This window comes from Marinoscillum luteum, from assembly GCF_044005705.1.
Classification (GTDB): domain Bacteria; phylum Bacteroidota; class Bacteroidia; order Cytophagales; family Cyclobacteriaceae; genus Marinoscillum; species Marinoscillum luteum.
The window spans coordinates 122,533-144,932 of sequence record NZ_JBIPKE010000015.1; the positions used below are offsets into that span (position 1 = coordinate 122,533).

Genomic DNA, 22,400 nt, shown 5'->3' on the forward strand with positions numbered 1-22,400 from the left:
TCTTCATTTAGATTATTGTGTTTAGAATTGTTTTAATTAATTGATTGATTAATGTCTGTTTCTGAAAGCGGTATGGTGAAATATCGATTGCTTTCATAGTTGAAATCTGTATCTGAAAGTGCCGCTTCGGCCACACTCTTGCCATAGCGCATCAGGTCGTAGTACCGGTGAAACTCCAGGCCCAGTTCTACCCTGCGCTCGTGTCGAATAGCCTCCCTTACCTGAGAACGATCTGTAGTAACCACATCTGGTAAAAGTCCCGCAGGTACACTGCCAAACCCGGCTAATGTTTCGTCGTACAGATAGCTCTCCCGGGCCCGCTTGCGGACTGCATTGAGTGGTACAAGGGCTTGTGCCGGAGATGCAGATTCATTCAAAGCCTCGGCTTTCATGAGTAACACCTCCGCATAGCGCATAAATACATAGTTGAGGCCGCCATCGCCTTTGGTGCCTTTGGGCACCTCGGAGAGTGGCTGCAGATGTTTTTTGACGATATATCCGGTGGAAGACCAGGTAGGATCAAATGGTTCACCGTTGAGCCAGGTCTGTCCGGCACGACCGACAGAATAATCCAATCGCGGGTCTACCACTTCGGCAGTGGTCTTTTCAAACTCATCTACAAAATCCTGGGTAGGTGAATTGAAATAGTATCCGCCTTCAGCCTGTGGGGCAAAATATTGGTTCAAAACCGAACCTAATTTTGGGGAGGCACCTGAGAGGTGCTGTACCTCGAAAAGTGATTCTTTGTTGTCCTGATTTCCTAAAGTGAAATTGTCTCTATAAAGGGCTTGCAACTCATAGATTCCCAGATCTTCAATGTCGGCGATAGCCTCTAAAGCACCTTCATAATCTTCCTGAAACAGTCTCATCTTGGCCAGCAAGCCCAAGGCACCTCCTTTGGATACTCGCCCTACATCGTTTTTCACCGGGAGCAATGTAGCGGCCACCTCCAGGTCACTATCTAGTTGTGCGTAAATCGCAGAAACCGTACTCAGTGGTACATGTACCTGATCCTTGGTGACCGGCGGTTTTAGCTTCAAGGGAATGTCACCGTAAATATTCACCAGGTGGAAATAAAAATAAGACCTTAGAAATAGTGCTTCACCTTTAATGACCTCCTTGCGGTCCGCATCCATCTCTATGCCGGGCAAACTTCCCAGTAAGTAATTGGCCCGGGTAATGCCCTCATAGTAATGTCGCCATAGGTTTTCCAAATAGGAATTGCTCGGCTGATAAGTGAACTCTTCAATAAACTGAATGTCATTTTGGTCACCCGCTAATCCCCCTTTCACTGCATCGTCAGATGCCACATCTCCAAACACCCATAAGTTGTTGTTGGTATTTGAAAAGGAAGTGATGTTGTAAACACCCGTAAGGGCCAACTCCGCATGATCGCCAGTCTTGTAAAAGGTACTATTGGAATAGGTGCCCTGCATGTCCTCTTCCAGAAAATCAGCGCATCCAGAAACGGCTGCTGTGAGGATAATTATTTGAAATATTCTTGTGAATGCTCTCATAGTTGCTGTCTTTTTAGAAAGATAGATTGACTCCAAAATTGAATGAGCGTGCCGTAGGATATGTGCCCCAGTCAATCCCTCTGGCCAAATCGCCCTCACCAGTGGCATTGTCACTGGTGGTCATCTCAGGGTCCAGTCCTGAGTAATCCGTGATGGTCAGTAGGTTTTGTGCAGACACATATACCCTCAGGCGATTGAGCTTGAGCTTTTCGGTGATAGGCTGAGGGAAATTGTAGCCCAGCTGTAGGTTTTTCAGACGGGTGTAAGACCCATCACGCAAAAAGCGTGTGGAAATCCGTACGTTGTTGTTTGACCCGCTCCATGACGCCCTTGGGTACTCATTGGTCGTGCCCTCTCCTGTCCAGCGGTTGTCATAATAGTCCTTGGTGAGGTTAAAGGGTCGGTAGAACCCTTCAATGTCGTGAAAGGCCACATTGTAGATATCAAAACCATAGGCGCCCTGAAAGAAGGCTGTCAGATCAAGGTTTTTGTAGCTCACAGACAGGTTTAACCCAGCCGTCACCTTTGGAATAGGGCTACCAGCATGCACCCGATCATTTTCATCGATAAAGTTATTGCCATCCTGATCCTTGTATTTGACATCTCCGGGATGAATGTTGTTCCCCTGAAAGGCACTGGTGGCAATGTCCAGCTCATTCTGGAAGATCCCTTCCATCTCCAGCATATAGAACGATCCGATGGACTGGCCTACTTCGGTCCGGGTGGTGTAATTACCCGACCCAATGGCGCCTCCGGAGATAAATCCATCGAGGCTTTTTACTTCATTGTGCAGCAGGGCCACATTACCTGAAAAGTTGTAACCAAAATCTGCCATCGTTTTCCTGACGCCCACCAGCAGTTCCAGTCCCTGGTTGAGGATTTCTCCATTATTCACCCAGGCTGGGTCTGAATACCCGGCACTAGGAGGATTGGGCTCTTTCACCAGCATATCGGTGGTAAGCTTATGGAAGTAGTCCAGAGAGCCGTAGAGCACACCCTGATTGATCTCAAAATCAACCCCAGCGTTGTACTGACGGCTAGACTCCCACTTCACCTGGGTGTTGCCCAACTGGGTTACCGAGTACCCATCAGACGGTGCTGATGTATAAGGATAATTGTAGTTTGGCTGAATCTGATCTGAATAGGCGTAATTGCCGATCTCCTGATTTCCAATTTCTCCATATCCCACCCGCAGCTTGAGCTGGCTGAAGAAGTCCACATCACTTAAAAACGCTTCGTTGTGTAAATTCCACCCACCGGATACGGCGTAGAACGTTCCCCACTTGTTTTCTGAGGCAAACCGTGACGAACCATCCCTTCGAAAGGAACCGCTCAACTGATAGCGGCTGTCAAAATCATAGTCCACCTTGCCAAAGAAAGAAAGGAGCGTATAGGCATATCGGCCCTCGCTGACAGCTGCTGTCCCCTGGCCGTTACCCAGGTAAGTAAGGTTTGGATCCTGATCCGGGAAATCCCGACCAGTCTGATTGGAGAAATAGCCCTGGGATTTAATGGCTTCAGTACCCAGTAATGCATTGAAGTCATGCAGTCCGAAAGATTTCTTAAACTGCAGCACGTTATTGTTGGTCCAGGTAACGGCACTGGTATTCGCGACCAAAAGCCTGTTTGGATTGTTAATCCGGTCATTAGATCCCCAGTTTCTATCAAACCTCCTACGGAGCCCACTTTCGGAATCAAATCCAAAATTGGTGGTCAATGTAAGGTGATCTCCAAGATCCAGCACGCCGAATACTTTACCAAAATACCGATCGGTGGTCATCTTGTTATCTGCATAGTTGGCCAGTCCTACGGGGTTGTAACCATCACCAAAGAAGCTGGGATATTCCGGCAAATCTGTGTAGTTACCCTCTTCATCGTATATGGGAATGGCCGGGGTCCTGAAATAAGCATACCGTACGATACTGCCACCGTTGCCGCCTGCACCATCTCCGGAGCTACCAATGCTGCTGGTGTGTGAGCGCGCGATGTTCAGGTTAACTCCGGTCGTAAACCATGGTTTCACCTCTGTGTTCAGGTTGATGCGGCCCGTCAGTCTATCATAGTCACTTCCTATGATGATACCTTCCTGGTCAAAGTAGGTGACAGACAGCATATACTGACTTTTCTCGTTGCCGCCACTGGCAGTGATTCCATAATTCTGAATCAGGGCTTCCCGGAAAATGGCCTCCATTTGATCTATGTCCGGCTGTGAAGCTGCATAGTCCAGTGGGATCAGGTCCCTTTTGAACAGATCATCTGAAACGAACGCATTGTCGTTGGTCGCTGCTTCATTGTACATTTCCACGTATTGATCCCGATTGGTCATCTCTGTAAGCTTCCCATGCATCTGCACTCCTACCTGAGAGTTGATGGTAATGGAGGATCTGTCCTTGCTTCCCTTTTTTGTGGTAATCAAAACGACCCCATTGTTGGCCCTGGAGCCATACAATGCCGCAGCAGAAGCATCTTTGAGAATGGTGATTTCTTCAATATCCTGCGGTGATAAGATACTCAACACCTCACGTGTAGGCACTCCATCCACCACATAGAGTGGATCATTGCTGCTATTGAGTGAGCCGATTCCCCGGATTCTTACGGATACCCCTTCGCCCGGAGCTCCAGTGACCTGTGAGATGTTCACACCCGGAGCACGCCCCTGCAAGGCCTGATCGATACCGGCTACCGGGAGACTATTGAGGTCCTTCCCTTTTACCGTATTCAATGCCCCGGTCACATCACCTTTGGTCTGGGTACTGTACCCCACCACGATTACCTCTTCCAGTTGCTTATTGTCCAGTGATAGCTGCACACTGATCTGCGACCGGCCACTGATGGGGCGCTTCTCGGTATGGTATCCGATAAAAGAGAACATCAGGTTTGATTCCGACAAGGAATCAGGTACACTGAACGCATAGTTCCCTTCGATATCCGTGATGGTGCCGTATGTAGTGTTCTCCACAAAAACGCTGGCGCCAATCACCCCAAGTCCCTGCTCATCGGTCACCTTTCCGGATATCCGCTGTTGGGCAGATACCTGAAGTACCCCGAAGGTCAGGCACATCAAAAAGAGTTGTTTGTATAGCTTCATCATCTTCAATTAATCGGTTTTATCAAAATCACTGATAGGCCACTATTTTTCCGTTGCACCTATAAATTCCATCCTGTTCTGTCACTTCTGCACCCTGTGGGAGTACCACTATGAGCGCTGACTCATCTGGGGCTATGGTAAACTTGCCGTACCCGGAAATACCCGCTGCTACTTTGGTGTGTGTAAGTGCGTCATACAAATCCACTGGCTCTTCATTATCCCACTCAAAATTGATCTCCTGAGCTTGTGGATAAGGATTATAATAGAGATATGTCGGGTAAGCATCGGCTCTGTAAAAGTCAGTGGCCAGGCAGTTTAGTCTAAGCACCTGATCCACATTGGTCTCGTTGATGATGGCACCGTAGATTCCGGCATATGCCGAACTGTAGAGGCTAAACATCGATTCCTCCGGCTGACCGGGTACCCAGTTTGGGCCATCTCCCAAAGCCACCGGTTCTACTCCTGCCAGCTCTTCTTTGCCATAAGCATCCACCTTTCTCAATCCCTCATAGGCAATAACGTTCTTGGTCAGTCCTTTCTTTTTTGGCAACCACTGGTGTTTGTCATCAATTTCATATGGGTAAAATAGCCTGGCTGAATTCGAAGCATTGAGCATCCATTTACCGATGGTTCTGGCATATTGTGGTTGATACCTCACCATGGGCACCAAAGGCCAGGCCATGCTGTGGGTATTCATCAGAAATGCGTAGCCACCCCCATCAATTATACTCCCTTGCAAACCATGAACGTCATAAGGCCCCCACTGATCAGCAATGACGCCCCAGCCAGTGCGTCCTTTCTCGGCTTTGCATCCATCAAACGACCAGTTGAGGAGCTGCAATACATCGTACTCAGTACCATGCTCCGCATTGAGACGCGCCGCCACATAGGCTCCAAATGGGAGCAACACTTCGTAAAACCGACTCTCTGCTTGATTAGCCAGCGCACTGATCGCCGACTTGGCACCCTCCAGGTATTTTTCATCACCAAACTGTTGATAGGCACTCAATAACACATAGGCATGTCCTGCTGCGGCGTCCTCCTGGGGTGGAATGTGGTTATTAACGCCACGCATGGCTGCATAATCAAAATAAGAATATTCATAGTTTCCGTTGAGAACAGAATCTGCTTTAAAGAACTGCTCAGCGATGAAGCGCTGAATCTCTTCGGCACCCTCTACTCCCGGAAAAAGGTGACTCACGGCATAGTAAAGCACATTGGGATACACATCGTACCACCAGTCCCGTCCATATCCACCACCAAGCATCGCGACATCAGGATTGGTGTTGTTCATCATGATATTCCATCCCGTATCACTATTGAAGTAATTCTGTGACATTTTCACAAAATTGAAACCGTTCTGATTGGTTTTATCAATACCAGAAAGTCCGGCACTCATTAGTGCACCCAGGGAAGTGAGTGATTCGTGAAAATCCGGGTGAGCCTGATACCCCTGGCGCACATCGCCAATCACTGTGTATAGACCGAAAGTTGTTTGATCGACATTTCGATTAGAGGAGTCCAGCCAAATCAACGGCATGAACTCCCCACGCTGGTTGCTATCGAATACGTACTGATCAAAATTGATGGCTTTCTCTCTCCATTTCAACTGCTTGTAAGGCCTTGGCTGGCTCGGCATGTCTTTCACCTTGCTGATAGCCACCTGGCTCACTTTTTTCACCTCCGGACGGCATCCGCCCAAAGCCACCAATAGAACTAATACGGTTATTTTGATACTATTCATGTTCATTATTTTATCGCTACTGCCAATGGAATTTCTTCTTGTACTTCAGTCTTCACTTCAAATTGCTCATATAAATCCGCCTGATTTGTGATGTGTTTTGCCAGCGGGATGGACAGCAATTGCAGCAGTGCCACCACGATCAGAGAATACTTCAGTGCAAAGGTCTCAGACACATAGGTGGCCAGGACAATAAACAGCCCCAATCCAAAAAAGCGTCCGAGGTAAAGCCCAAATTCATGGTTGAAGATATAAGCGAATTCATTTCGTTTTTCACGTGCCGACACCACGTCAATCACCCGCATCTGGATGGGGAAGTAAGCAATGTCATGCAGGGGCTGAAAAAGCACTTTGCAAAGCACAAAAACCATCACGCCCACGGAAGAAAACATCAAGCCGTTCACCAGTGTACCAAAAGTAAATATGATGAGTCCGGCAGAGAGGATGGCAATCCTGTGCTTCGGTTTGGTCATCCTCCCAATGAGATAGAGCATGATGGCCGTGAAAGCCCCGCTCACTCCCTGAATCAAACCCAACGAACCTTCATCGCCCACTAGCCTCATGATGAGAATGGCCGGTGCGGTGACCAGGTATCCCTGCACCATTCCTTTGAGACCCGCAAGTCCCATGAGCTTATTCCAGAGTTTATCAAACCTGAAATACAAAAATCGATTTTGCTCGGGGTTCTTAAACCGATCCCTATGGACAACCACACTGGCCAGAATGGTAAGTATGACCACCACCACGGTTACCATCTGATAGCTGACAGACATGCTGCCACCAAACCAGCCATTTCGATTGGCGGCTCCCAGAAACCAACCCACCAGCAGCGGGACTATAATGGCCGTGAGCGTATAAAAAAAAGTCTCCAGTCCATAGTAGTAATTTCTGTTTTGATCTTTGGTGGTTCCCAAAGCCAGGTAATCTCTATTGGCCCAGAAAAACCCAAAAGAAGCTCCCATCAAAAAACCTGCAGCGCCGACTCCTGTAAAGGACAGGGTCTCCAGTCCCATCATGAGAAACATGGATATCCCGCTTAGGAGCATACCGAAGCTATAGAGGTTGCTAATGCGAAACCATCTGAGCAAATATCCATTCACCAGAAAGGTAAACGGGATACCCGTATAAACGGTGAGCTGATAGAGGGCTACAATTTTTGGATCATCCGAACTGCGCATGATGTACGCACCCACAAAAATCTCTATCACCGGCAACACGAACGCATAGATCATGTTGGTGGAGAGTAATACCCGCATCGCTTTAGGTTGCTCTTTGAAGAACGCAAACTCCCGTACCGGCTTTTCTAATATATTAAATAACCCTTTCATACTACCTTCCCAATGATTTTAATACTTCTTTAATTGACAATTGTGCGCCACAAATCACTTCATCACTGGCGCCATAGTAGATCGTCACCGTATCACCCTCCACCAGGTGGCCATTGGTGAATACCACGTTCCCAAAAAAGCCCGTTTGCTCATATCCGGCCAAAGGCTCCATAATGGGCTCTTCACTCCTCGCCAACACCCGGCTGGGGTTCTGAAGGTCCAGTAATAAAGCTCCCAAACAATAGCGATGGGCCTCGTTGGCTCCGTGATAGATTTCCAGCCAGCCAGCTTCTGTTTTAATAGGTGCGGCGCCAGCTCCTACCCGGGCACAGTCCCAGTATCCCGCCCGAGTGGTCGCTATGCACTGATGATGCCCCCAGTGCTCGAGATCCGGGGACTGAGCAATCCAAATGTAATTGCCGCCTATGCTAGGGCTACTTGGCCTGTGCAAGGCATAATATTTGCCCCCGATGCGCTCTTCGAACAATGCACAATCCTTATTGTGGGCGGGGAAAATCATTCCCTTTCTGTCAAAGTGTTTCCAGTCGGTAGTGGTAATGAGGCCCACCCCAACTCCTGTAGGTGATACTTTGGTATATGTGAGATAGTAGGTATCACCAATCTGCGACACCCGGCAATCTTCTATCCCGAAAGTTTCCTGCTCACCTAGCGGGAAAATGGGGCCATATTCAGGATCCTCTGAGAAGTGAATGCCATCATGACTCGATAGAAGCCTCAGGTGTGAAAGGGTGGATAGGTAATGAGCTCCATCATACTCAAACACTCGCTTGTCACTATCGTCAAACTTAGGATCGTCATTTCTAAAGGTCATCAACTCCAACTGACCAGCCTGGTTATAAATAGGCAAGGTGGTGGTACCCTCCTGCTGTTCTGGTCGCTCTGCCACACGCACGAGAAGCCACACCTTACCCTGAAACCAGAATACTCCGGGGTTCAGCAAACACTCTATCCCTACGGATGGAGTGCTGGGTTTCACCATTTTGGGTGTCAGGATGGGATTCTCAGAGAACCTATTTGTTATATCCATAATTTTTTAAATGAATTATTGCCAATGATCCAGTAATGACGTCTTTAGGATCGTATTCTTTGCCAAATTGACAATAAGGAATTTGGGATGTGTCCTCTATGGTTCATATTGTGTTTACTATGGTGCAAGTGCACTCCAAAGCGGTTTTTTCTTACTATTTTGGACACAAAATATACTGGGGAGGACAGAAGGTATGCTAAAGACGAAACATCTAACCCTTGGCTTGATGCTGGTCCTGATCTTTGGTCTTGAAACCAAAGGTCAAACGGAATGGCCACTGCAACATGTAGACAAGAAATCGGGGCTATCCAATAGCGCCATCAACGCCATCTACATGGACCATCTGGACTATGTATGGTTTGGTACGTGGGATGGCCTCAATCGCTATGATGGGGATGAGGTCATCAGCTACAAACCTATTGCAGAAGATGAGCACTCCCTTAGCAACAACGTGGTTCGTCAAATCTTGGAAGACAAATTTGGCAACCTGTGGATTGTCACCCATGATGGCATCAATCGGTACGATCATCAACTAGATCACTTTCACCGATACTTCAATGACCTCAAGGACCTGCCTTTTCTTGAAAATAACCTGAAAGCCACGTTGTCCGAGGACTCCACCTTGTACATAAGTCTTGTGGGCTGGGGCGTGGCCCAATACAACCAGCAGGCCGACCGCTTCGAGAAAATAGCCATTGATGAGCAAGTAGGACAAAACATCCACAGTGTTGGCGCTTTTCAAAACACACTTTACTTATCAAATGGTGAAGGCAAACTGTACTCGCACACTTATGGAAAGCCCGTGGTGAGTTACGACCTGGAGTGGTCACCCAAGGTTTGGTTTCACCAGTTTGTGAGTCTCAACCAACGCTACTTCTACCTCTATCAGCCTTCCATAGATCGACTCATCATCAAAGAACTATATCAGGATCGGGTCGCGAATTCATTTGAGATCAATACCCAATCTGCACAGATCACAGGGGTAGGTAGCAGCAGTGATGGCAACCGGCTGCTGCTAGGTACGGATGATGGTCAGCTGCTGGAAGTCAGTCTGGCCGATGATCAGATCACACACCGTTCGCTCAGCGGAATGATCCCCAGCCTCAGTAAGCGAAAGTTGAAAATTTTCTCCCTTCACACCTCCCAGCAAGGCATCCTGTGGCTGGGTACCGACGGTGACGGGGTTTACAAATACCTCACCAAAGAGCGCTCATTTTATCCCATTAGTGAAGGCAGCCCTGCTGATGGAAAGCTTTCCAATAGCATTGTACGGTCGATTTACATCGACCCAAACAATCAGCTCTACGCCGGCACACGAAGCGGTGGACTCAACATCATCTCACCAGACCGGAGCGAAACCAGTGTGCTGAATAAAAGCAACGGGCTCAACGGTAACACCGTACTTTCCATCACTCCTGACAAACATGGCAATATCTGGCTTGGGCTGGATAGTGAGGGTGTGGACATGATCGAGCAGCGCACGGGCCGGATCCTTCATTTTCCCCGGGACTTTACCAATCAGCCGGAGGACCTCTATTTTGGGTCGGTATACAAGGTATTCTTCGATGCCTATGGCCATTTGTGGCTGGGCACCAGTGGGTATGGCATTATCTATATGGATATTGAGAAAACCAGTACCGGAGCATATCGGCTAAACGAATCTTATAGGATCTCTCCTGATCAAAAGAATACTCCCGGTGAAATCGCTATCCGAAGCAATATCGTCTACACCATTACCTCAGAAGAACCCAACATCCTGTGGTTTGGCACACGAAACGGAGGTCTATATCGCTACAATACCCTCACCCGAAAGTTTACCCACAACCTGCAAGCCGACGAAACCAGTCGGTATGCCCTGAGCAACAACGACATCCTGAGCCTGTACATCGACCAACAAAACAAACTCTGGGTAGGTACCAGCGGTGGCCTTAATCAGGTGAACCTGAGCAATTTCACGGTAGATCAGTACACCCAAAGTGACGGCCTGGCCAACAACACCATTCACGGAATATTACAGGACCAGTCCGGCAGACTCTGGCTGTCCAGCAACAATGGCCTTTTTGCCTTTTCGCCCAATGCCAATACTTTCAAGAACTTCAACTGGACCGATGGTCTGCTGAACTACGAATACACCGATGGAGCCTATTTTCAACTGAAAGGAAACCATCAGCTCTATTTCGGAGGCACCAAAGGCATCGACATTGTGGATCCGAACAAGACGGATACCAGCACGGCTTTCCCTCGCCTGGCCATCACAGACCTACTGGTATCCAATGTGCGCATTGCACCCGGCGACAGCACAGGCATTTTACAGACTCATATTGATCTGCAGAAGGAAATTCACCTCAATTACGACCAGAATTTTCTCAGTCTCAGGTTCACTACCCTGGATTACTGGCATAAGCAGCGATGTAGCTATCGTTATTTTCTGGAGGGCTTTGACAATGATTGGAACATCATTGGCAAACAATCCATGATCAACCTGACCAACATTCCCCCCGGGGAATACCAGCTTCATTTGAACAACTCCAATGAAAACGGAGATTGGAACCCACATGAGCGTACCGTACTCATTACCATTGATCCGCCCTTTTGGGCTACCAATACAGCCTATACTGTTTACGTGATTATGGCGCTCTTGTCCCAAATTGGGCTGATACAGTTATCAAGGAATCGATCGAAGCGCAAAAAGGCCCTGGAAATAGAACGCCTGAAAAAAGAACAAGCTGAATCCATCCAAAAATACAAACTGGAATTTTTCACTGACATAGCCCATGAGTTTCGGACTCCGCTCACACTGATCCTGGGACCAGCAGTCTCCCTGCTGGAGAAGACCAAAGGGAAACCGGCACTCCACACGCCCATCCAAACCATCTACCGAAACTCCCTGCGGCTACAAAAGCTCATTCAGGAACTCATCCAGTTCAGAAAAGTGGAGATGGGTAAGGAACAACTGAACATTCGCGCCATCAACATCATTGCTTTTGCCGAAGAGCTTTTACAATCATTCAGGCAGTATGCACTGGAAAAAGAGATCATTCTTACCTACGAAGCACCCGAAGAGCTCTATGCTCAGGTAGACTCGGATATTTTGGAGAAAATCCTGATCAACCTGGTGAGTAACGCACTCAAATACACGGATCGGGGTGGTAAAGTAGCCATTAAACTATGGGCCGAGCAAGAGAAAATCTACTTCAGTGTCAAGGACAATGGCATGGGCATTCAGGAGCATGAGCTTGCCCGCGTGTTTGAGCGGTTTACCAGCCTGCATCATGAGAAAGAGGAAGGAAGCACCAACAGTGTGGGCATAGGTCTGTCCCTGACCAAAAAGCTGATCAACCTTCACCATGGCGACATTTCTGTCCAAAGTCAGCCTGGCGAAGGCACCGACTTTACCTTTTGGCTTCCTGCCAGCCTGCCGACACAAGAGCAAGTGGCAGAGGACACGGTCGACCATGCCATGCTTACCCGCCTCCATGAACACGTACAGGCCGAATTTTATCATAAAGACAGCCTCGATCAGGAATTGATCAACATCAGTCTGGAGCGCCACGAGCATAACCTGCTGATCGTAGATGATAACGTACAGATCCTGAACCTACTGAAAGACCTGCTCTCGCATCAATACAACGTCACCTCCTGCACCAGGGCAAAAGAAGCCCTCAGCATCCTGGCCAGCCGGAAAATTGACCTGGTGATCAGTGATGTGATCATGCCAGAGATGAGTGGTTACGAGCTCTGTGAAGCCATCAAAACGAAAATAGAAATCAGCCACGTTCCGGTCATCCTACTCACGGCCAAGGGACAAATGGAGGAACGTATAGAAGGTTTGCAAGCCGGAGCAGACGCTTACATTCCCAAACCCTTTCATCCCGATCACCTGAAGGTCAGGATCGAAAAACTCATCAGCACCCGCGAAGTACTTAAAAAGAAATTTGATGCTTACACCCCTCATGAAAAGGAGTTTGCCTCGTTTGGGATAGGTGCCAAAGACGATGAATTTTTCCAACTCATGGATCAGTTTATCAAAGATCAGATGAATGATCCTCAACTGGATGCACAGCACCTCGCCAACCACCTGGGGATGAGCAAAACCTCTCTCTATAAGAAAGTGAGGGCCCTTACGGGACAAACACCACACGCACTGATCAATCAGTACCGGCTCAAGAAAGCAGCTTTTTTGCTGACCAACTCAGAGTACAACGTATCCGAAATCATCTATATGACGGGCTTCAATAGCCGGTCTTACTTCTACAAATCGTTTCAGGAAATGTTTCATTGCTCCCCTTCCACCTATGGCAGCGAGCAAAACTAGTTGAGACAGGACCCTCAAAAGTGATACGCCTCTCCTATTTAGCGCGGTTGATTCTGGCTTGTCTTTAAATAAAATCTCTCCCATTATTTGCGCAACCGAAAAGTTGCACGTATATTAGCAACCATATGGTAGCAGATAAGCATAGATCTATACGGCGCGATGTTTTCCAGGCCATCGCAGACCCTACACGCAGGGCCATCATTTTCCTGCTGGCGGTGAGCGCCCTGACACCCAATGCCATTGCGGAGCACTTCCACACCAGCCGACAGGCAGTATCCAAGCACCTCAAAGTGCTGGTGGAATGCGAAGTGGTCACGCAGGAGCAGCAAGGAAGAGAAATTCACTACCACCTCAATGTGAACAAGATGAAAGACATAGAAAAATGGCTGGAGCAGTTCAGGCTAATCATGGAAAACCGATTTGACAACCTGGATCAATACCTGACTCAACTCAAAAGCAACAAAAATTAATTGAACACCAAACATTAAAAGAAATGAACCCTACTCTTTTCATGGACTTTACCGTGGATAAGTCCAACAACACCATGCACATAAAGCGCCAGTTTGATGCACCACGTGATGTGGTCTGGAAAGCCTGGACCACCGCCGAGATCCTCGACCAGTGGTGGGCGCCCAAACCCTACAAATGCAACACCAAGACCATGGACTTCAAGGAAGGTGGATATTGGCTGTATTACATGGAAGGACCTAAAGGGGACATCCACTGGTGCCGCGCAGACTACAGCAGTGTGAACCCCCAGGAAAGCTATGAAGCAACGGACGCCTTTTGTGACAGTGATGGGAAGATCAATGACATACACCCGGGCTCTCACTGGCACAATGTCTTCACAGATTTCGAAGGTGACAGCACATTGGTGACTATTACCATCACCTATAAAAGCCTCGAAGACCTGGAAAAAATTGTAGAAATGGGCTTCAAGGAAGGCTTGGCCATGGGCATGGAAAACCTGGATCACTACATCAGTACACAGTTCAAACTGCGGAAGGAAAACAAGGTCACCAACAAGGCTGGTGTAGCCACCTATCTGAACTTCCCCGGAAATACAGAAGAGGTCTTCCGGTTCTATCAAAAAGTGTTTGGAGGAGAGTTTACCGGACGCGGATTACAGCGATTCGAAGATTTTAGTTTCCCGGGCCAGCCCCCAATGGATGAGGCCACTAAGAAACTGATCATCCATGTGGAGTTGACGATATTGGGTGGTCACCGACTGATGGCGACAGATGCTCCGGAGAGCATGGGATTCAAAGTAAACGCCGGCAATAACATGCACATCCACCTGGAACCTGACTCCAAAGAGGAAGCCGACCGGCTTTTCAACGAGCTGTCAGCAGGAGGCGAAGTGGAGATGGGCATGAAAGATATGTTCTGGGGTGCATACTTCGGGTCATTTCAGGACAAGTACGGCATCAACTGGATGATCAATTACCAGCCTGTTTGAGCGCAACAAGTCTCTAAAGAGACAACTGCAGTGGATGGGATTCCGGTATTGCTTCGTGCCTTGCAAACCGGAATGAACGATACTAGTTCGTTCAATCCCTTAACCTCATTCCGGTTTCGGACGGAGCATAGCGCAGAACGAATACCGGAATCCATTGATGGTCAGGGGTTATAAGGGCATTTCTATTCTTAATAATCTGGTTGAGTCAGCCAACCTAAAAAGACGTTCAATGGCGCCTTTTTTATGTCTGGATGAGGGTATTAGAAAATTCACTAGTTTAGTACTACTCTGGGCTTCAGACACGAAACTGCATATTTGATCTCAGATGAGCTATTATGACACCTCACACATATTTGACCATCTGAATGAAACCCAGCTTACTTTTGAAAACACTGAACTAGCAGAGCATTAGGATCATGAGCGAAATAGTTAAACCATGAAAAATAAGATCAATAAACAGCAATTAATTCTAGAGTTTGTTTCAGTCGTTTTTGCCGTAATTCTTGCTTTGGTATTAAATGGTTGGCGCGAATCTTCCGCATTAAATGCCAATCTTGTGAAGGTTGAAAAATCCATTCTTAAGGAGGTACAAAGGAATGATTCACTGATCAGACAGTCTCATACCTACCGTGGAGACCTTTTGCAAAAAGTGTATTCAAACCAAAATCTCCTGTTAGCGGTTTCAACATCCGACTTGGATTTTGATGTAAACAATAACTCCAAACTGGTTGATTTTTTTAAAACTGCTTTACTTTTTGGACAAAAGGAATATCACACTGTACAGGTAGTGCAAGAAGGTGGTGATCGTGTATTAATTCTAGATAACAGCGTATTTGACCTCAAGCTGGAAGCGGGCACCCTACAGGTATTGGGGTTGGGAAATGTAGAGCTTAAAATACCTGACTTGAATAATCAGTCATGGGATCTTGCCAAAGCCACAGGCACTATTACGGAGATGGACATTGCGCTGGTTGAAAAGCTGGGAACAGTCAATGCGCTCATCGAAACCTACTTAAAAACAAGTGAAAGTGCCGTACAGCTGGTTTACAGCGGAGCGCAAAAAGGGCTCATGCCAGTACTGGAGGATTTGTATAACCTGGAATCAAAAATAATGAAAGCAAATTCCGAACTACTTGAGGAATTGGATTAAAGCACCAACTGTTTAATGTGGTATAACAAAATGCCCCGGACAGCGTGTTCAGAAAATTTCAGTTTGTTGGTGCTTCAACGATACCTGAAGACCGCTGGCCCAGACTGAATGAGTTGGTAGACTAAATCACGACCCGCTGGAAAATACCCACCTGAGAACGTGGGTATTTTTTTTTAACATCGAAGTGAACGTTGACAAACTTCACAGCCACTCCGTCAGTGGTATATTATCTCTTCTTAAAAATTACCGGACTTTATTCTTGCAATGTTGTTGCAAATATTGATCTTTGCTTAAGCTTAATCGCAACAATGTTGCATAAATTGTAGTTAAATAAGGGCAATTAATTAATAGAACAGCCAGGTGTCTGGCGCTCTTGTCGAGTACTCTTCTATTGCATAAACAGAATTTAGTGATATGAACAAGCATGAAACTTTAGATGTGATCATCATAGGCGGTAGTTATGCAGGCCTTTCTGCCGCCATGGCATTGGGTCGCTCCTTACGCAACGTATTGATCATTGACAGTGGATTGGCCTGCAATCGGCAAACACCCTACTCTCATAATTTCATAACACAGGATGGAGCAACTCCGGGAGAGCTCTCGTCCAGGGCCAAATCACAGGTTTTGAAATATCCGACTGTAAAGTTCCTCAACGGACTTGCTGTCAGCGGAATGAAAACCAAAAGCGGTTTCACCATTACCACACAAACTGCCGAAGTGTTTCATGCCAGGAAGCTAGTCTTTGCTACAGGCATCAAAGACATCATGCCCGACATCAAGGGTTTTGCAGAATGCTGGGGCATTTCCGTTGTCCATTGTCCCTATTGCCACGGTTATGAGCTTCGTAACCAAAAGACCGGGATTATGGCCAATGGCGAAAGGGCCTTTCATCTGGCGGGTCTGGTGAATAACCTGACCGACAACCTCACCATTCTGACTTCAGGGAAAGCTGGTTTTGATGCCACACAAATGGCTACTCTGGACCGAAACAAAATCGAGATCGTAGAAACTGAAATTGACGAAATAGCGCATCAAAACGGACAAATCCAAAATGTGCTTTTCAAAGACGGCAGGCAATCAGATTTTCGGGCATTATACGCGGCCCTTCCCTTCAAACAACACTCGGACATACCGCTATCGATGGGCTGCGAACTCACTGAACCTGGATACATCAAAGTGAATGATTTACAGGAAACTACCATAGGCGGTGTTTACGCATGTGGTGACAATTCGGCCATGATGCGCTCAGTGGCCACAGCGGTATATACCGGAAACCTCACAGGTGCAGTCATCAATCGGGAGCTCACAGCTGAGCAATTCTAAGCTAAAGCAGGACGTGACAAAATTTCAATGATCATTCACGCAATCGATTGTTTTTATTGTCACATTTCATTTACTTCGCTTCACTGAGCTGATGGCCAAAGGGACGTTCCGAGGCAAGCTCATCCTGATGTTTTATATCAATCAACTACGACATGATGTTTCTTCAAATCCCAAGGGCTGTTTTATCGCTTTGCGCGTTTTCGCTACTCCTTGTTTCACAAACACTGTATGCTCAGGATTATCAAAAAAACAGGGTAATTATACTCACTGACATAGAAGCTGATCCTGATGACAGCCAATCACTGGTGCGCTTGTTTTTGTACGCCAATCAAATAGACATCCAAGGAATCATCGCGACCACTTCCTGCTGGCACACTTCAGAAGTAAATCCGGCATCTATTCATAAAATCATTGATGCTTATGGTGAAATACGACCCAACCTTCTAAAACATGAGGCCGGGTTTCCTGACACTCAAACACTCTCGACGATGGTCAAGGAAGGTTTGCCCAGGTACGGCATGGAAGGTGTAGGTGATGGAATGGACTCTGAAGGGTCAGACTGGATCATCAAAATACTGGAGCAGGAAGATGATCGCCCACTATGGATCTCCACCTGGGGAGGTGCCAATACCCTCGCTCAGGCATTGTACAAAATCCGAAAAATCAAAACAGAAGCTGAAGTCAAAAAATACGTTTCGAAACTCAGGGTCTACACCATCTCTGATCAGGATGACAGTGGCATCTGGATCAGGAATAATTTTCCCGATCTGTTCTACATCGTGAGTCCCGGCGATGACTATGGCAGCGCCACCTGGACAGGAATCAATAGTTATGTGCAGGGCATTGACAACACCACCATCAGCAATCGCTGGATCGCTCAAAACATCCAGCAAAACCATGGCCCTTTGGGGGCAGCATATCCTGATGTGGCCTGGGGTGTAGAAGGTGATACTCCAGCATTTCTCTCCTTGATCCCCAATGGGCTCAATGAACCCGAGCATCCCGAGTGGGGTGGCTGGGGTGGTCGCTATGAACTCTATCATCCTGATTTTTCCAAGACCAAGGAAGGCGGCTCCATCGTCACCATAGCACCTGAGACCAGAGCCATTTGGACCAATGCCATCGACCGCTACACCCCCTACCTGCCCAACGATTATGGTCGCTCGGTGAAGCCAGACAGTGTTACTTTTTCCGACGATAAGGTCACGCTATGGCGCTGGCGCGATGATTTTCAAAATGACTTTGCGGCCCGCATGGACTGGTGCTTCATGTCGTATGAGGCAGCCAATCACCCGCCTGTGCCTGTATTGACCCATCCCGAGCGAATCACGGTGAAATCCGGTGCCGGCTTTACGCTGGATGCCTTTGACACCACAGACCCCGATGGAGATAGTTTCAGTTTTCTATGGTATCACTATCCCGAGGCTGGTACTTACAAAAAACCAATAGAAGTAAACGGTGCTGAGAATGTGCACCTGGCTTATTTCACAGCGCCGAAAGTAGATCAGCAGGAAACTGCCCACTTCATAGTGAAGGTGACGGATAGAGGCGAGCCTCAGCTGTCAAGGTACAAAAGGGTCATAGTGACCATCCTCCCTGAATAGCGTCAGGGTCAGATCAGGCCTTTATTGTAGGATGTCTTTATTGCTTAGGCGAATTGTATCCCTATGACCTATCCAGTCCCAGCTGCAACCGGCTGTTTACATACTCAGCTTCTTCTCGGGTCAATTTAGAAGAACGATTCTTGATCGTGGCATTCACCTTGGCCAGGTCCTCATAGTGGAAGGCCTCAAAGCCATATTCTTCGGTTTTGAGCACATAATCATAGGGTCCACGCTGGGAGATCAGTTTTACGAAAATAGGCGCTGTTTCCACCACCAGAAATAGCAGCATCACAAACCAGTTGGCCACATTGATGGCTGAACTCTTAGTGGTCAGGCGGTCCAGTGCCTCTATCCGTGAGGCCAGCCCGGTCAGTTGCCCCGCTTCGGTGGCGGAGAGTTCTGCCTGCTCCCTTGTATTCAGCTCGGTGATGGCCTGTTCTTTTTCAGCAATCTGTGGAGTGTTGGTGGCGATGAGCGCCTGCAGTTCGGCATCTACCCTATCGGCATCTGCCTTTTTGATTTGATAGATCGGTCCGGCATTCCGCTGCTGAGTACCGCCTGTGCCATCTGCCTCTTCCCGGGCGATTTGGCGGAGTTCATTTCTGCTCGCTGTTTTGGCCAGTATTTCGTCCTTGAGTGATTGGACCTCCGCACTGAGTCGCGCTCTGGTAGCCGAGAAGCGCTCCTTCACGGTCAGTTCTTTCAAGGCCAGGTCCTCCTGCATCATGGAGGTGATCTCGCTGTTGACTTCCTTTTCAAAAATCTTGAGTTCAAGAGGTTTGGCGATCACGATGGAGATGACCAGCGCCAGCACCAGCCTGGGGAGCACCTGCAGCCATTCCTGTTGGGGTTGGCCATTCTTGCGCATGCTGGAAACAATGAACCGGTCCAGGTTGAAGATCATGAGCCCCCACAGAATCCCAAAGCCTGCGGCCAGCCAATAGCTGTCAAAGACGGTGAAGAGTGCATAGCCTCCGGCCAGCGCCGCAAAAATGCCCGTGAAGAATATGGTGGCCCCTATTCCCACATATTTACTCGACTCAGAAGGACAATTGGATAAGATCTCTCTATTCGCTCCGGCGCATAACCAGAAAAACACTTTTAACCTGTTCATGAACCATTGAACGACGAGTTTTAAACAATGTTATCGTGCCGGCTGGGTTTTTAAAGGGGTGGTATGCTGCACTCCCTTGCTCCCACCAGAGCTGATTTAGCGGTGTTGCGATAAATAATGCTTGGAAGTTGTATAGCCTCCGCCCTCTCCGAGGTTGTCACCAGCAAGCGATCGAAAAGTGAATGCGAACCTCTTAGTGCCCTCAATCAACCACAAAAACGCTGATGTAATTGGGGGTTTTGTAGCTGATGGTTATTATTTCATACTCCCCACCAATGAGGGCGTTGACGCCCGAGGCTACATCCAGTTCTGACGCCTCACTGCGGATTTGGTTGTTTTTCACCCGGTAGCCTACTTCAGCATTTTTAGCTGTGGTCAGCTTCTTCACCTTGACGAGGTACCCTGTGGAGGCCAGTTGCTGAGCCAGCTGGTTCGCCTTTCCTTTGGAGTCACGGCTCGCCATCGTTTCTTCCAGGTAGAAAATATCCACCCGAAAAGGTGTGGGCTCCTTAGAGACGAGAGGCCGCTCATACACGGCTTTCTGACGTTGAATGATTTCCAATGCCGACTCGGGATCTGTCGCAGAGGTGTCCAGCTTTTCAAGTTTCTGCTCGTCTGCCAGCAGTTTCTTATACTCATCATAGTCGTCCTGCAGCTTGCCCTGATACTCTACCCATCGCTCTCTCAGGCGATCTGTGGGTGTGACGGTCGCAAAGTACTCTGCCAGCTTCCACCTCTTCTCTATGTTGTCTGCCTCCAGAATCAGGTCCACATACTTGTCGTAGACCTGCATCTCCTTGATCCCTGTTTCCCTTTCGGTAAAACCATCTTTCACCAGATTTCCAGAGAAAACAAGTGCCACCGACACGATATACCATTTGCTGATCTCGATGATTTTTTCATATCCGGAAGAGGTCACCGGCTTGCCTGCCGCCAGATAGATCCCCAGTCCGATCAGAAACAGAATGGGTAAGATCACATAAATCAAACTGATGAATGACAAAAAATCGACGACTTTTTCCATGGCTATATGGTTGGTTTAAAACAGTTTAGGCGGTATGCCACCTTAAAGTTAAAGGTAAAATGAAATTCTATCAGTTACAACGGGAGTGTGATAGAATATTTTCGATCACTCTTTTCCACCGCTCACGACTTTGGATAAAACAGTTACAGTTTTGAATAATTTGACCGGATCAGTTGAGTTTTAAGGGGTTCAGGTATCCACAAGCGCTCAGCATTCGTTTATTTTGATCTGTACTGGTTTATAAGTAGAAAAACCCAACTGTTCGTATGCAGGAAAACAGATTTAAATATGAAGCCATCGCCGATAACATTCGGGACGCCATCAGGCTGGGTTCACTTCGGACCGGCGACCGGCTACAATCCATCCGGCAGACAAGTCGTGAGCTGGGTGTCAGCAATGCGAGTGTATTCAAAGCATACTACCACCTGGAGTCGGAAGGTTTAATCGAATGCCGGCCAAAATCGGGCTACTATGTCAGGTATCACCTCCAGGACTCACAGCCACCAAGCTGTCAGCTGCTAAACGAAGATGCCTGTGAGGTTTCCAACCAGGCCCTGATCCAGGAATTTCTAGCCACGAAACTCGCCCACCCGGACCATCTGGATCTGAGTACCGCAGTACCTTCTACCGAGCTTTTGCCTATCGCTGGCCTCAAGAAGAGCATTCAAAAAAGCTACCTGAACGATCCCCGGGCAGCTACTGCCTATGAAAACACCACCGGTCATTCGGGACTCAAACGAAGCATCTGCCAGTTTGGGTTGAACTGGGGCAGCGTCATAGCTGAAAATGAGGTGGTTATCACCAATGGATGCATGGAGGCCATTGCCCTCAGTCTGAGCATACTCACCGAGCCCGGAGACACGATTGCACTGGAGAGCCCGGTTTATTACGGATTGTTACAACTGATCCAGCACCTAAAGTTGAAAATCGTAGAAATCCCTGCTGATCCGACCACCGGTATCTCCCTCGATGACCTGGAGCAAGTCATACATCATCAGGACCTTAAAGCCATTTTGGTGATACCCAACTTCAATAACCCCACCGGATCATTGGTTCCTGATGAAAACAAGCAGCGCCTGGTGGCTATGGCCACTGAGCATCAGATTCCTATCATAGAGGATGACATCTACGGGGAGCTCTACTTTTCAGAACCACGACCCAAAAATTGCAAAAGCTTTGATGAAGACGGATGGGTGATTTACTGCTCCTCCTTTTCCAAAACCCTCGTTCCGGGTTTTCGTGTGGGCTGGTGCATTCCGGGCAGGTTTCACGAGGAATTTGTCCAGCGAAAATATGTCACCAACATCTCCACTTCCTCCATCAGCCAGGCGGTTATTGCACACTTCCTGACCCATGGGCGGTATGACTTTTACTTGAAAAAACTCAGAAGTGCCCTCAAAACACAACACCTGCAGTATAAGCGAGCCATCTTCGATTACTTCCCGGGAAAGATCGCGAGTTCTAACCCTCAGGGCGGATTCGTCCTTTGGCTGGAGCTTCCCAAGAATAAAAACGCGCTGAAACTCTACCAGGCGGGTGTTAAAGCAAGCATTGTCATAGCGCCGGGTCAGATGTTCTTCGCCCGGGCTGATTATAAAAACTACTTCCGAATCAGCTTCGGCAAACCTTTTGACGAGGCGGTAGATCAGGCCCTCAAAAAGCTGGGCAGCCTGGCTGCAACGCTTTGAT

General features: G+C 47.9%; 14 protein-coding genes. 7 read left to right on the plus strand and 7 right to left on the minus strand.

Going from position 1 to position 22,400, the window contains the following annotated elements; translation table 11 throughout:
• Positions 1-32: 32 nt before the first annotated feature.
• The 5 genes from ACHKAR_RS08285 to ACHKAR_RS08305 are packed head-to-tail and all read right to left on the minus strand — an operon-like array spanning position 33 to position 8,722.
• A complete protein-coding gene (locus ACHKAR_RS08285; RefSeq protein WP_395416994.1) occupies positions 33-1,517 on the minus strand; it encodes a RagB/SusD family nutrient uptake outer membrane protein in 1,485 nt (494 codons plus the stop codon).
• Between the two features lie 13 nt (positions 1,518-1,530).
• A complete protein-coding gene (locus ACHKAR_RS08290) occupies positions 1,531-4,608 on the minus strand; it encodes a SusC/RagA family TonB-linked outer membrane protein (protein WP_395416995.1) in 3,078 nt (1,025 codons plus the stop codon).
• Positions 4,609-4,633: 25 nt separating this feature from the next.
• The gene (locus ACHKAR_RS08295; RefSeq protein ID WP_395416996.1) at positions 4,634-6,349 is read right to left on the minus strand and encodes a hypothetical protein; all 1,716 of its coding nucleotides are present in this window, start codon (positions 6,347-6,349) and stop codon (positions 4,634-4,636) included.
• Between the two features lie 5 nt (positions 6,350-6,354).
• Complete coding sequence (locus tag ACHKAR_RS08300; RefSeq protein ID WP_395416997.1) at positions 6,355-7,674, minus strand: MFS transporter; 1,320 nt, start codon at positions 7,672-7,674, stop codon at positions 6,355-6,357.
• A 1-nt stretch (position 7,675) separates the two neighbouring features.
• Entirely contained in the window at positions 7,676-8,722 is a 1,047-nt protein-coding gene (locus tag ACHKAR_RS08305; RefSeq protein WP_395416998.1) for a glycoside hydrolase family 130 protein, read from the minus strand.
• Positions 8,723-8,948: 226 nt separating this feature from the next.
• Between ACHKAR_RS08305 and ACHKAR_RS08310 the strand changes: the two genes are divergently transcribed.
• From ACHKAR_RS08310 to ACHKAR_RS08335, 6 genes are all read left to right on the plus strand, one after another.
• Positions 8,949-13,037, plus strand: a complete 4,089-nt coding sequence (locus ACHKAR_RS08310) for a hybrid sensor histidine kinase/response regulator transcription factor (RefSeq protein ID WP_395416999.1) — start codon at positions 8,949-8,951, stop codon at positions 13,035-13,037.
• 149 nt (positions 13,038-13,186) lie between these two features.
• Positions 13,187-13,507: an ArsR/SmtB family transcription factor gene (locus tag ACHKAR_RS08315; RefSeq protein ID WP_395417301.1), complete on the plus strand. Its 321-nt coding sequence runs from the start codon at positions 13,187-13,189 to the stop codon at positions 13,505-13,507.
• 23 nt (positions 13,508-13,530) lie between these two features.
• Positions 13,531-14,496: an SRPBCC domain-containing protein gene (locus tag ACHKAR_RS08320; protein ID WP_395417000.1), complete on the plus strand. Its 966-nt coding sequence runs from the start codon at positions 13,531-13,533 to the stop codon at positions 14,494-14,496.
• A gap of 436 nt (positions 14,497-14,932) precedes the next feature.
• Positions 14,933-15,646 (plus strand): hypothetical protein, encoded by a 714-nt coding sequence (locus ACHKAR_RS08325; RefSeq protein ID WP_395417001.1) that lies wholly within the window; start codon positions 14,933-14,935, stop codon positions 15,644-15,646.
• 414 nt (positions 15,647-16,060) lie between these two features.
• Positions 16,061-16,969 carry an NAD(P)/FAD-dependent oxidoreductase gene (locus ACHKAR_RS08330; RefSeq protein WP_395417002.1) on the plus strand — a complete coding sequence of 303 codons (909 nt, stop codon included), beginning with the start codon at positions 16,061-16,063 and terminating at the stop codon, positions 16,967-16,969.
• A gap of 152 nt (positions 16,970-17,121) precedes the next feature.
• Positions 17,122-18,573 carry a DUF1593 domain-containing protein gene (locus ACHKAR_RS08335; protein WP_395417003.1) on the plus strand — a complete coding sequence of 484 codons (1,452 nt, stop codon included), beginning with the start codon at positions 17,122-17,124 and terminating at the stop codon, positions 18,571-18,573.
• 61 nt (positions 18,574-18,634) lie between these two features.
• Here ACHKAR_RS08335 and ACHKAR_RS08340 read toward each other — a convergent pair whose 3' ends face one another.
• Entirely contained in the window at positions 18,635-19,687 is a 1,053-nt protein-coding gene (locus ACHKAR_RS08340) for a DUF4407 domain-containing protein (RefSeq protein ID WP_395417004.1), read from the minus strand.
• Between the two features lie 202 nt (positions 19,688-19,889).
• Positions 19,890-20,711, minus strand: a complete 822-nt coding sequence (locus ACHKAR_RS08345; protein ID WP_395417005.1) for a hypothetical protein — start codon at positions 20,709-20,711, stop codon at positions 19,890-19,892.
• A gap of 266 nt (positions 20,712-20,977) precedes the next feature.
• On the opposite strand from ACHKAR_RS08345, the gene ACHKAR_RS08350 reads away from it, so the two are divergent.
• Positions 20,978-22,399, plus strand: coding sequence for an aminotransferase-like domain-containing protein (locus tag ACHKAR_RS08350; RefSeq protein ID WP_395417006.1), 1,422 nt, complete (start codon positions 20,978-20,980; stop codon positions 22,397-22,399).
• Position 22,400: the final 1 nt, after the last annotated feature.

What these genes read in the sequence shown, in the direction of transcription:
- ACHKAR_RS08340 (WP_395417004.1), bottom strand. Translation starts at nt 19,687, where the DNA reads ATGAACAGGTTAAAAGTGTTTTTCTGGTTATGCGCCGGAGCGAATAGA.
- ACHKAR_RS08350 (WP_395417006.1), top strand. Translation starts at nt 20,978, where the DNA reads ATGCAGGAAAACAGATTTAAATATGAAGCCATCGCCGATAACATTCGG.
- ACHKAR_RS08310 (WP_395416999.1), top strand. Translation starts at nt 8,949, where the DNA reads ATGCTGGTCCTGATCTTTGGTCTTGAAACCAAAGGTCAAACGGAATGG.
- ACHKAR_RS08345 (WP_395417005.1), bottom strand. Translation starts at nt 20,711, where the DNA reads ATGGAAAAAGTCGTCGATTTTTTGTCATTCATCAGTTTGATTTATGTG.
- ACHKAR_RS08325 (WP_395417001.1), top strand. Translation starts at nt 14,933, where the DNA reads ATGAAAAATAAGATCAATAAACAGCAATTAATTCTAGAGTTTGTTTCA.
- ACHKAR_RS08285 (WP_395416994.1), bottom strand. Translation starts at nt 1,517, where the DNA reads ATGAGAGCATTCACAAGAATATTTCAAATAATTATCCTCACAGCAGCC.
- ACHKAR_RS08305 (WP_395416998.1), bottom strand. Translation starts at nt 8,722, where the DNA reads ATGGATATAACAAATAGGTTCTCTGAGAATCCCATCCTGACACCCAAA.
- ACHKAR_RS08290 (WP_395416995.1), bottom strand. Translation starts at nt 4,608, where the DNA reads ATGATGAAGCTATACAAACAACTCTTTTTGATGTGCCTGACCTTCGGG.
- ACHKAR_RS08330 (WP_395417002.1), top strand. Translation starts at nt 16,061, where the DNA reads ATGAACAAGCATGAAACTTTAGATGTGATCATCATAGGCGGTAGTTAT.
- ACHKAR_RS08295 (WP_395416996.1), bottom strand. Translation starts at nt 6,349, where the DNA reads ATGAATAGTATCAAAATAACCGTATTAGTTCTATTGGTGGCTTTGGGC.
- ACHKAR_RS08320 (WP_395417000.1), top strand. Translation starts at nt 13,531, where the DNA reads ATGAACCCTACTCTTTTCATGGACTTTACCGTGGATAAGTCCAACAAC.
- ACHKAR_RS08300 (WP_395416997.1), bottom strand. Translation starts at nt 7,674, where the DNA reads ATGAAAGGGTTATTTAATATATTAGAAAAGCCGGTACGGGAGTTTGCG.
- ACHKAR_RS08335 (WP_395417003.1), top strand. Translation starts at nt 17,122, where the DNA reads ATGATGTTTCTTCAAATCCCAAGGGCTGTTTTATCGCTTTGCGCGTTT.